A 10,713-nucleotide genomic window follows, 5' to 3' on the forward strand; every position below is an offset into this window, starting at 1 on the left:
GCGGACCGCAGCCCGCCTCTCGTCTCCTATTATAGATGTCGTCTAGGCCCAGTGCATCGGCACATGACGCGCCGCCGCCCAGTGGATGGCGCGGATGGCGTCGACGATGGCGCGGGTGGCCGACACCGTGCCCAGCGGCCCGCCCAGGTCGGCGGTGACCGCGCCCGAGGCCAGGACGGCCGCGACCGCCGCCTCGATGGAGTCGGCCTCGTCCTCCAGATCGAAACTGTGACGCAGCATCATGGCCGCCGACAGCACCATGCCGACCGGATTGGCCAGGTCTTGCCCTGCGATGTCGGGCGCCGAGCCGTGGATCGGCTCGAACAGGCCGGGACCGTCCGCGCCCAGGGAGGCCGAGGGCAGCAGGCCGATGGAGCCGCCCAGCACCGAAATCTCGTCCGACAGGATGTCGCCGAACATGTTCTCGGTCAGGATGACGTCATAGTCGCGCGGCTTGCGGATCAGGTGCATGGCCATGGAGTCGACCAGGGCGTGCTCCAGGGTGATCTGCGGATATTCCTCGGCGTGGATGTGGGTCACGACCTCGCGCCACAGGCGGCTGGTCTCCATGACATTGGCCTTGTCGACCGACGTCACCTTGCCGCGGCGTTGCTGGGCGGCCTGGAAGGCGGCGCGGGCGACACGCTCGATCTCCTCGACCGTATAGACGCACAGGTCCGAGGCGCGGGTTTCGGTGCGGGTCTTCTCGCCGAAATAGACGCCGCTGGTCAGCTCGCGGAAGACGATCAGGTCGACGCCCTCGACGATCTCCTTCTTCAGCGGCGACAGGTGGGCCAGGACCGGCGAGACCTGCAGCGGGCGCAGGTTGGCGTACAGGCCCATGGCCTTGCGGATGGACAGCAGGCCTTGCTCGGGACGAACCGGCGCGCCGTCCCATTTGGGCCCGCCGACCGCGCCCAGCAGCACGGCGTCGGCGGCCAGACAGGCGGCCTTCGTTTCTTCCGGCAGGGCTTCGCCCGTTGCGTCGATGGCGGCGCCGCCGATCAGGTGTTCGGTGAAGTCGAACCGATGGCCGTAGATGTCGCCGATGCAGGTCAGCACCCGCTGGGCCGCCAGGGCGACTTCGGGACCGACGCCGTCGCCGGGCAGGACGACGATGTTGAAGGTGCGCGGGGCGGGAGCGGTCATCGTGCGGTCTCCGTTTGGGGGGCGTCGTTTCTCAGGCGTTCGAAGGTGGCGACGTAGGGCAGTTTCGACTGAAGCCAGCCGAGGGCGTCGACTCCGTCCAGCAGGCACTGGCGGGCGAAGGACTCGACCTTGAACGGCACGGCCCGGGCGTTGCCGCGCCGGATCTCATTGGCGTCCAGATCAATCGTCACCGGCTGTTCCGGATGGGCGGCCAGATCGTCCCAGACCGCCTGATCGACGACGATGGGCAGGAAGCCGTTCTTCAGGGCGTTGGAGGTGAAGATGTCGGCGATCTCGGTCGAGATCACCGCCCGGAAGCCGTAGTCCAACAGGGCCCACGGCGCGTGCTCGCGCGACGAGCCGCAGGCGAAGTTCGGCCCCGCCAGCAGGATGCGCTGTTCGGTCGGGTCGATGCGGTTCAGCACCGCCTCGGGCTTGGGCGAGCCGTCGGCCTCGTAGCGCCAGTCATGGAAGGCGTGGGCGCCCAGACCCTCGCGCGTCGTGGTGGTGAGGAAGCGCGCCGGGATGATCTGGTCGGTGTCGATGTTGGCCTGACTCAGCGTCAGGGTCTTCGACGTTAGAGATTTGAAAGCCTCAGGCATGGATGGCCTCCAGATAGGCGCGCGGGTCAGTCAGGACGCCTGCCACGGCGCTGGCGGCGGCGGTGGCGGGACTGGCCAGGATGGTGCGGGCGCCCTTGCCCTGACGGCCCTCGAAATTGCGGTTGGAGGTCGAGACGGCCAGTTGGCCCGGCGCGACGAAGTCCCCGTTCATGGCGATGCACATGGAACAGCCGGGGATGCGCCATTCGGCGCCCGCCTCGGTGAAGACCCGGTCCAGACCTTCGGCCTCGGCGTCGCGGCGGACGGCCTCCGAGCCGGGGACGACCAGCATCCGCACGCCCGGCTGGACCTTGCGGCCGCGCAGGACATCGGCGGCGGCGCGCAGGTCGGGCAGGCGGCCGTTGGTGCAGCTGCCGATGAAGACCACGTCGACCTTGTGGCCGGTCGTGGCCTCGCCGGCGGTGAAGCCCATGTAGGCGATGGCCTTGCGGTCCGAATCCGAGCGCGGCTGCGGCACGGGCGCGCCGACGGGGGCGCCGGCGTCCGGCGTGGTGCCCCAGGTGGCCATGGGGCGGATGGCGCCGCCGTCCAGCACGACCTCCTTGTCGAAGAGCGCGCCGGGGTCGGTGGCCAGGCTCAGCCAGTCGGCGACGGCGGCCTCATAGTGGGCGGGGACGTGGCGACGGCCGCGCAGCCAGTCCACAGTGGTCTGGTCGGGGGCGATCATGCCCGCCCGCGCGCCCGCCTCGATGGACATGTTGCACAGGGTCATGCGCCCTTCCATGTCCAGCGAACGCACGGCCTCGCCCGCATATTCGATGACGTAGCCGGTGCCGCCGCCGAAGCCGATGGCGGCGATGACGGCCAGCGCCACGTCCTTGCCGGAGACGCCGGGACGCAAGGCTCCGTCGACCGTCACCCGCATGGCCTTGGCCCGGCGCTGCAGCAGGCACTGGGTGGCCAGCACATGGCCGACCTCCGAGGTGCCGATGCCGAAGGCCAGCGCCCCGAAGGCGCCGTGGGTGGCGGTGTGGCTGTCGCCGCAGACGACGGTCATGCCCGGCTGGGTCAGGCCCAGCTCCGGTCCCATGACGTGGACGACGCCGCGCTGGTCCGAGCCCCAGCCCGCCAGTTCGACGCCGTGACGGGCGCAGTTGGCCTCCAGCGTCTCGACCTGACGCCGCGCCTGTTCGGTGACATAGGGGCGCTGACCATCCGGCCCGGCGGGCAGGGTGGGGGTTGAGTGGTCCAGGGTGGCGAAGGTGCGGTCGGGGCGGCGGACCTTCAGCCCGCGCGCCTCGATTTCGGAGAAGGCCTGGGGCGAGGTGACTTCATGAACCAGATGCAGGTCCACATACATGACGCCCGGCGTCTCGGCGGTTTCCGGCACGACGACGTGCCGGTCCCAGACCTTCTGGTACAGGGTCTTAGGCTGGCTCATGCGCGCGCTCCTTCGCCGGGGCGGCGTTTTCAGCCTCGCCGATGGGCTCCAGCCAGCCGAAGCGGTCGGGCGTCGTGCCGTCGAACAGGCCGCGGAAGGCCTTGTTGACCGCCTTGGTGACCGGGCCGGGGCCGCCTGCGCGGGTCATGATGCCGTCGATGGAGCGGACGGGGGTGATCTCGGCCGCCGTGCCGGTCATGAAGACCTCGTCGGCGACATAGAGGGCCTCGCGCGGCAGCACCTGTTCGCGCGCCTCATAGCCGAGGCCGCGCGCCAGCTTCATCACGCTGTCGCGGGTGATGCCCTGCAGGATGGAGGCGGCGGCCGGCGGGGTCATCAGCACCCCGTCCTTGACGATGAACAGGTTCTCGCCCGCGCCCTCGGACAGCAGGCCGTCGGCGCCCAGGGCGATGCCTTCGCCGAAGCCGCGCACGCGGGCCTCGCGCCCGATCAGATAGGAGGACAGATAGTTGCCGCCCGCCTTGGCGCCCGCCGGGACGGTGTTCGGCGCCACGCGGTTCCAGCTGGAGATGCAGGCGTCGACGCCCTTCTCCAGCGCCTCTTCGCCCAGATAGGCACCCCAGGCGAAGGCCGAGATCATCACATCGCTGCGGATCGTCTCGGCCGAGGGGCTGACCCCCATGCCGCACTCGCCCAGAAAGGCCAGCGGGCGCAGATAGGCCGAGCGCAGACCCTCGGCGCGCACCACGTCCTTGCAGGCCTGAACCAGTTCGGCCTCATTATAGGGCATGGGGAAGTGGTAGATGCGCGCGCTGTCGAACAGGCGGCGCACATGGTCGGTCAGGCGGAAGCCGCACGGGCCGTTCGGCGTGTCATAGACGCGGATGCCCTCGAACACCGAGGTGCCGTAGTGCAGGGCATGGCTCATGACGTGAACCGTGGCCTTCTCCCACGCGATCAGCTCGCCGTTGATCCAGATGTTCTTAGCCAGCGGTTGCATAGGTCGTATCCTGTGGTGCGGAGGCCGTGACGGCCGCGATGATGGCGGTCAGCTCCGCGTCATTGATTTCGCCGATCTGGTCGGCGCGTTGCTTGAAGCCGGCGAAGACGTCGGCCAGGCGCTGGCCTTCCAGCACATGGCCCAGGGCCTCGGCCCGCTTGCCGACTGCGTGGCGGCCGGAATGCTTGCCCAGCACGAAGTAGCTGCCCTCGAAACCGACGTCCTCGGGACGCATGATCTCGTAGGTGCGGGCGTCGGCCATCATGCCGTGCTGGTGGATCCCGGCCTCGTGGGCGAAGGCGTTCAGGCCGACGATGGCCTTGTTGCGGGCGATCACCGTTTCGGTCACGTCGCGCAGGGTCTGGGAGGCGCGCACCAGGTGGCGGCTCTCGGCGGATACGCTGACGCCATAGCGGTCCGCGCGGGTGCGCAGGGCCATGATGATCTCCTCGATGGAGGCGTTGCCGGCCCGTTCGCCGATGCCGTTGATCGCGCCTTCGATCTGGCGCGCCCCGCCCTCGACCGCGGCCAGGGAGTTGGCGACGGCCAGGCCCAGGTCGTTGTGGCAGTGCGAGGAGAAGATCACGTCCGCGTGGCGCGGGCGGATGATCCCGTCCAGATAGGCGAACCGCTGGCGCGCCTCTTCGGGCGTGGCGTAGCCGACGGTGTCGGGCACGTTCAGCGTCTGCGCGCCCGCGTCGGCGGCGGCCGTCAGGGCTTCGGCCAGGAACTCGGGTTCCGTGCGGAAGGCGTCCTCGGCCGAGAACTCCACGTCGTCGAACATCGAGGCGGCGTATTCCACCGTGCGCGAAATCGTGGCCAGCACCTCGTTGGTGCTCATGCGCAGCTTGGCCGAGCGGTGAATCGGGCTGGTGGCCAGGAAGACGTGGCAGCGACGATGCGATTTCGGCGCCGGAGCCAGGGCGCGGAAGGAGGCGTCGATGTCTTTCTCGTTGGCGCGCGACAGGGAGGCGAAGACCGGGCCCTCGATCTCGCCCGCCACGCGGCGGATGCATTCCTCGTCGCCCGGCGAGGCGGCGGCGAAGCCCGCCTCGATCACGTCCACGCCCAGGTCGCGCAGGACATGGGCCATCTTCAGCTTGGCCTCGGCCGACATGGAGAAGCCGGGCGCCTGTTCGCCGTCGCGCAGGGTGGTGTCGAAGATGATGACGCGGTTGGGGTCGGACGCCGCAATCTCGGCGGTTCTGGATGCGCGTTCTACTCGGGACATTACGCGGCCTCGGACTGGAAGGTTTGGGCCTGGATGCGCGCGACGCCGATCAGGCGGTCGATCTGGCGGCCCAGGGTGTCGATGGAGCGGGCGGCGTCGCGCCCGCGAACGGTCAGGGCGATGCGGCGCATCGCGCCTTCATCCGCCATGTTGATGCCGTCGATGTGGAAGCCGCGGCGCTCCACCAGGCCGATGAGACGCTGAAGCGAGCCGTCGGCCCGGTCGATGTGGATGTGAATGGTGTCGCTCATGCTCATGCGCCTTCCATCATTTCAGCGTTGCTCTTGCCCGGCGGCACCAGCGGCCAGACGTTTTCCTTGGGGTCGATGACGACGTGGGCCAGACAGGTGCCCTCGGCGGCCAGTAGGCGGGCCAGACCGGCTTCGACCTGATCGCGGCGGTCGATGCGGAAGGCCTCGACGCCGAAGGCCTCGGCCACCTTCACGAAGTCCGGATTGTCGGACAGGTCGATCTCGGAATAGTTCTTTTCGAAGAACAGCTCCTGCCACTGGCGCACCAGACCCAGCGAAGAGTTGTCCAGCAGGACGATCTTCAGCGGCACGCCGTAGCGGCGCAGGGTGGCCAGCTCCTGGACGTTCATCATGAAGCCGCCGTCGCCGGCGATGGTGACGACGACCGCATCGGGGTCGGCCAGCTGGGCGCCCAAACCGGCGGGCAGGCCGAAGCCCATGGCGCCCAGACCGCCCGAGGTGATGTGGGCTTCGGGCCGGGCGAAGCGGCAGTGCTGGGCGGCCCACATCTGATGCTGGCCGACGTCGCAGGCGGCGACGAAGCGGTCGCCGGCCATTTCGGACAACTGCTTCAGCAGGGCCGGGGCGTAGACGCCTTCGCCCGGCGCGTCATAGCGGGCGGCGTGACGCGCCGCCGCCGAGGCGCAACGGATGACCCAAGGGTCGATGGCCAGCGGAGCAGATGCCATGCGCGCGGTCAGGGCCTCGATGGCCGGGCGGATCTCGCCGCCGACGGCGACGTGGGTCTCGCGCAGCTTGCCGATTTCGGAGGCGTCGACATCGAAGTGGACGACGCGGGCGTGGGGAGCGAACTCGGCCAGCTTGCCGGTGGCGCGGTCGTCGAAGCGGGCGCCCATGACGATCAGCAGGTCGGACGACTGAACCGCCTCATTGGCCGCGCGCGCGCCGTGCATCCCCAGCATCCCCAGGAAGCCGGGGGCGTCGGTCGGCACCGTGCCCAGGGCGTTCAGGGTGGCGACGGCGGGGATGCCGGTGGTCTCGGCGAAGCCGCGCAGGGCCTCGGTCGCGCGGCCGATCTTCACCCCGCCTCCGATGTAGATCAGCGGGCGCTCGGCGGCGCGGATGAAGCGCTCGGCCTCGGCGATGGCGTCGGCGTCGGCGGCGGGCGTCTCATTGGGAATGTTGAAGCCGAAGGGGGCGACGGTTTCGGCGAACTGGACGTCCTTGGGCAGGTCGACCAGCACCGGGCCGGGGCGGCCCGAGGCGGCGATGTGAAAAGCCTGTTCGATGGCGGCCGGGATCTCGGCGGGGTCACGAACCAGGATGGAGTGTTTCACGATCGGCAGGGTGACGCCCAGGATGTCGATCTCCTGAAAGGCGTCGGTGCCCATGACCCCTTGCGGGACATTGCCGGTGATGCAGACCATCGGCGCCGAATCCATCATGGCGTTGGCGATGCCGGTGATCAGATTGGTGGCGCCGGGGCCCGAGGTCGCCATGCAGACCCCGACCCGGCCGCTCAGGCGCGCATAGGCGTCGGCGGCGAAGGCGGCGGCCTGTTCGTGGCGGACCAGGATGTGCTTCAGCGACGAGCCGGTCAGGGCGTCGTAGATCGGCATGATGGCGCCGCCGGGATAGCCGAACACGACCTCTACGCCCATCCGCTCCAGGCTGGAGACAAGCAGGCGCGCGCCGGTCATGACGGCCGGGGCGGGGGGTGTTTTCAGGGCGGGCGCGGCGGCGCTCATCGGATCAGTCTCTCTTTATATATAGAGGTTCAGGCGGCGGCCTGTTTGGCCGTCTGCAGCCAGGCCATGCGGTCGCGCAGACGGGCGCCGACTTGTTCGATCTGGCTGGCGCGGTCCTCGGTCAGCAGGGCCTCGTATTTCGGCTTGCCCGCCTCGTTCTCGGCGATCCATTCGCGCGCGAACTGGCCGCTCTGGATCTCGTCCAGCACGGTCTTCATGCGGGCGCGGGTCTCGTCGGTGATGACGCGCGGGCCCGAGGCGACGGCGCCCCATTTGGCCGTTTCCGAGATGAAGTGGTGCATCTTGGAGATGCCGCCTTCGTAGAACAGGTCCACGATCAGCTTCAGCTCGTGCAGGCACTCGAAATAGGCGATCTCGGGCTGGTAGCCGGCCTCGACCAGGGTGTTGAATCCCTGGATGACCAGCTCCTTGGCGCCGCCGCACAGGACGGCCTGTTCGCCGAACAGGTCGGTCTCCGTCTCTTCGCGGAACGAGGTCTCAAGCAGGCCGCCGGTCGCCCCGCCGATGCCCTTGGCGTAGCCCATGGCGCGGTCGCGCGCCTGGCCGGTCGCGTCCTTCTCGATGGCGAACAGGGAGGGGACGCCGCGACCGCGCGCGAACTCGCGGCGGACCAGATCGCCCGGACCCTTGGGCGCGACCAGGATGACGTCCATGTCGTCGCGCGGCGTGATGCGGTCGTAGATGATCGAGAAGCCGTGGGCGAACAGCAGGGCCGAGCCCGGCTTGGCGTTTGGCTCGATGATGTCGCGATAGATCTCGTTCTGGATCATGTCGGGCGTCAGGATGGCGATGATGTCGGCGTCCTTGACCGCTTCGGCGGGCTCGGCCGTGGCCAGGCCGTCTTCGGTCGCGTGCTTCCAGCCCGTGCCGCCGTGACGAACGCCGACGATCACGTCGTGGCCCGAATCCTTCAGGTTCTGGGCGTGGGCGCGACCCTGCGAGCCATAGCCGATGACGGCGATGCGTTGCCCGGCGATGGCGCCCGGCTTGATGTCTTCTTTGGTGTAGATGGTGATGGCCATGGGAGGACGTCCTTAAGAAGCAGCGGTTTCGGTGGAGCGGGCGGCCAGATCGGCAGGGATCTGGGCCGGCGGCGGATTGGGAATGGTCACGGCCCCTTGCGAGGCGGAGGCGACGGCGGCGCGGTATTTCGCGAAGACGCCTTGCGCCGGGCGGATCCGGTTGGGGGCGAAGTCCGCCCGGCGCGCCTCCAGATCGACGAGCACATCGATCCTTCGGTTGGTGACGTCGATGACGATCAGATCGCCATCGCGAATGAGAGCGATGGGGCCGCCTGCCGCCGCCTCGGGCGAGACGTGGCCGGCGACGAAGCCGTAGCTGGCGCCCGAGAATCGGCCGTCGGTCAGCAGGGCGACGTTCTCGACCTTGCGGCCCTTCAGGGCGGCGGTGACCTGCAGCATCTCGCGCATGCCGGGCCCGCCCTTGGGGCCTTCGTAGCGGATGATGATGACGTCGCCTTCGCCGACCGAGCCGTCCTGAACCGCGTGGAAGGCGTCTTCCTCGCAGTCGAAGACGGCGGCGGGGCCTTCAAAGCGATCGACCTTGTGGCCGGTCAGCTTGATGACGGCGCCTTCAGGCGCGACATCGCCATAGATGACGGCGTAGGAGCCACGGGCCATGACCGGCGCCTCGAAGCGGGTCACGACCTGCTGGCCGGGCTGCTCCTCGGCGTCGCCCGCTTCGGCGAACAGGCTGCGGCCCGAAACGGTGGGGACGTTGGCGATCTTGCCCGCCTCGGCCAGACGCTGGGCGACCAGGCGCGTGCCGCCCGCCGCATACAGGTGCGAGGCCAGGAAACGCCCGCCCGGCTTCAGGTCGCAGATGACCGGCGCCTCGACGCAGGCCTGGTGGCAGTCCTCGACGCCGAAGTCGACGCCCGCCTCGGCCGCAATGGCGGTCAGGTGCATGACGGCGTTGGTCGATCCGCCCGAGGCCGAGACGGCGATGGCCGCGTTCTTCAGGCTGGCCTTGGTGATGTATTTGCGGGCGCTGTCTCCGGCGAAGACGCGCTCGACGATCAGGCGGCCGCAGCGTTCGCCTTCCGCGCCCTTGGCCAGGTCGACGGCGGGCACGTCATTGGCGCCCATGGGGCTGATCCCCATCATCGACAGGGCCATGGCCATGGTGTTGGCCGTGAACTGACCGCCGCAGGCCCCTGCGCCGGGACAGACCGCGCTCTCGACCGCCTTCAGGCCCGCGTCGTCCAGCGAACCGGCGGCGTGGGCGCCGATGGCCTCGAACACTTCCTGGACCGAGACTTCCTTCGTGCCGATGACGCCGGGCAGGATGGTGCCGCCGTAATAGACCAGGCCGGGGATATCCATCCGGGCCAGGGCCATGGCCGCGGCGGGAATCGTCTTGTCGCAGCCGACGATGCAGACGACGCCGTCCAACTGATGCCCCTCGATGGCCAGTTCGATGGAATCGGCGACGACTTCGCGGCTGATCAGCGAAGCCTTCATCCCCGCCGTGCCCATGGAGATGCCGTCGGTGACGACGATGGTGTTGAAATCGACCGGATAGCCGCCCGCCGCGACGATCCCGGCCCGAACGTCCTTGGCCAGACGGTCCAGGTGCATGTTGCACGGCGTGACGGTCGACCAGGTGTTGACGATGCCGATCATCGGCTTGTCGAAATCGGCGTCCTGCATCCCCGCCGCGCGCAGATAGGACCGCGCCGCAGCCCGGTTCGGGCCCTGAGTCACAGCTGCAGAGCGGCTGTTGGGCTGTTTCGTGCTGTCAGAGGGCGTCATCATAGTGATTTTGGAACTTCTTGCCTGTCGGTGTTGGGCTGGGCACAAGAAAAACCCCGCGTCCGGAGCCGGAGCGGGGTGAATGGGCGAAACTGGCTGGGTTCAGGTCAGGTCGCAGGCATCCACACCGCTTGGCTAAGCGGAATGAGAATTACCGAGAGAAGGAGTACGCCCAGCGACAGCACCCGCAGATCCGCCGCCGCTTGCGCGGGGCTCAGGATCGCAGCGATGGCGGCGCGGTGGGACAAGGACAGACCTTTCGAACTGGCGCTCTTATGCCTCGCCGAATGTTGCGGCGCAACCGCGGATGCGCGATTTATGGAAGAAAGAACCCTGCAGCGGCGTCGCTAGGGAGGTTGTGCGCCAAAAACAGCCGCTCAAATACGCATCGGGGATGAAAATTTCACCTTGAGGCCGATTTCACTTTAGCCCTCAAGACGCGCGCGTACGTGAAGGGCGCCGGAAGCAAGGCGCGAACGACTCTGGTTCGTTGAGTTTCTTGAGCTTTTTGTGAAAAGTCTATTGCCAGTCGGAAGGTGGGGACGTATATCGCCGCCTCGCTCGGAGACGGGCTGGCCCGACGGGCTTCGGAGACGGTGTTTTCGGGGTTTTG

9 protein-coding genes are annotated in these 10,713 nt (G+C 68.5%); all 9 read right to left on the reverse strand.

Translation table 11 applies throughout. The features are described 5' to 3' along the window. Positions 1 to 42 precede the first annotated feature (42 nt). The 9 genes from leuB to ilvD are packed head-to-tail and all read right to left on the reverse strand — an operon-like array spanning position 43 to position 10,103. On the reverse strand, positions 43 to 1,149 hold the full coding sequence (gene leuB / locus AC3A3G_RS14060) for a 3-isopropylmalate dehydrogenase (protein ID WP_289648349.1): 1,107 nt from the start codon (positions 1,147 to 1,149) through the stop codon (positions 43 to 45). Continuing rightward, positions 1,146 to 1,751 carry a 3-isopropylmalate dehydratase small subunit gene (gene leuD / locus AC3A3G_RS14065; protein ID WP_125900671.1) on the reverse strand — a complete coding sequence of 202 codons (606 nt, stop codon included), beginning with the start codon at positions 1,749 to 1,751 and terminating at the stop codon, positions 1,146 to 1,148. Before leuD ends, leuB begins: the two co-directional genes overlap by 4 nt. Next, positions 1,744 to 3,153, reverse strand: coding sequence for a 3-isopropylmalate dehydratase large subunit (leuC, locus tag AC3A3G_RS14070; RefSeq protein ID WP_487488476.1), 1,410 nt, complete (start codon positions 3,151 to 3,153; stop codon positions 1,744 to 1,746). Before leuC ends, leuD begins: the two co-directional genes overlap by 8 nt. Continuing rightward, a complete protein-coding gene (locus tag AC3A3G_RS14075) occupies positions 3,140 to 4,114 on the reverse strand; it encodes a branched-chain amino acid transaminase (RefSeq protein WP_200168351.1) in 975 nt (324 codons plus the stop codon). Before AC3A3G_RS14075 ends, leuC begins: the two co-directional genes overlap by 14 nt. Beyond that, positions 4,098 to 5,345: a 2-isopropylmalate synthase gene (locus tag AC3A3G_RS14080; RefSeq protein ID WP_487488477.1), complete on the reverse strand. Its 1,248-nt coding sequence runs from the start codon at positions 5,343 to 5,345 to the stop codon at positions 4,098 to 4,100. Before AC3A3G_RS14080 ends, AC3A3G_RS14075 begins: the two co-directional genes overlap by 17 nt. Then, the gene (locus tag AC3A3G_RS14085) at positions 5,345 to 5,596 is read right to left on the reverse strand and encodes an ACT domain-containing protein (RefSeq protein ID WP_253110946.1); all 252 of its coding nucleotides are present in this window, start codon (positions 5,594 to 5,596) and stop codon (positions 5,345 to 5,347) included. Before AC3A3G_RS14085 ends, AC3A3G_RS14080 begins: the two co-directional genes overlap by 1 nt. Positions 5,597 to 5,598: 2 nt before the next feature. After that, positions 5,599 to 7,305: an acetolactate synthase 2 catalytic subunit gene (gene ilvG, locus AC3A3G_RS14090; protein WP_487488478.1), complete on the reverse strand. Its 1,707-nt coding sequence runs from the start codon at positions 7,303 to 7,305 to the stop codon at positions 5,599 to 5,601. Between the two features lie 29 nt (positions 7,306 to 7,334). Then, positions 7,335 to 8,348 carry a ketol-acid reductoisomerase gene (gene ilvC / locus AC3A3G_RS14095; RefSeq protein WP_487488479.1) on the reverse strand — a complete coding sequence of 338 codons (1,014 nt, stop codon included), beginning with the start codon at positions 8,346 to 8,348 and terminating at the stop codon, positions 7,335 to 7,337. Positions 8,349 to 8,360: 12 nt separating this feature from the next. Then, positions 8,361 to 10,103 (reverse strand): dihydroxy-acid dehydratase, encoded by a 1,743-nt coding sequence (gene ilvD, locus AC3A3G_RS14100; protein ID WP_487488480.1) that lies wholly within the window; start codon positions 10,101 to 10,103, stop codon positions 8,361 to 8,363. Positions 10,104 to 10,713 lie beyond the last annotated feature (610 nt).

The organism is Brevundimonas sp. Soil_N_31 (genome assembly GCF_057655995.1).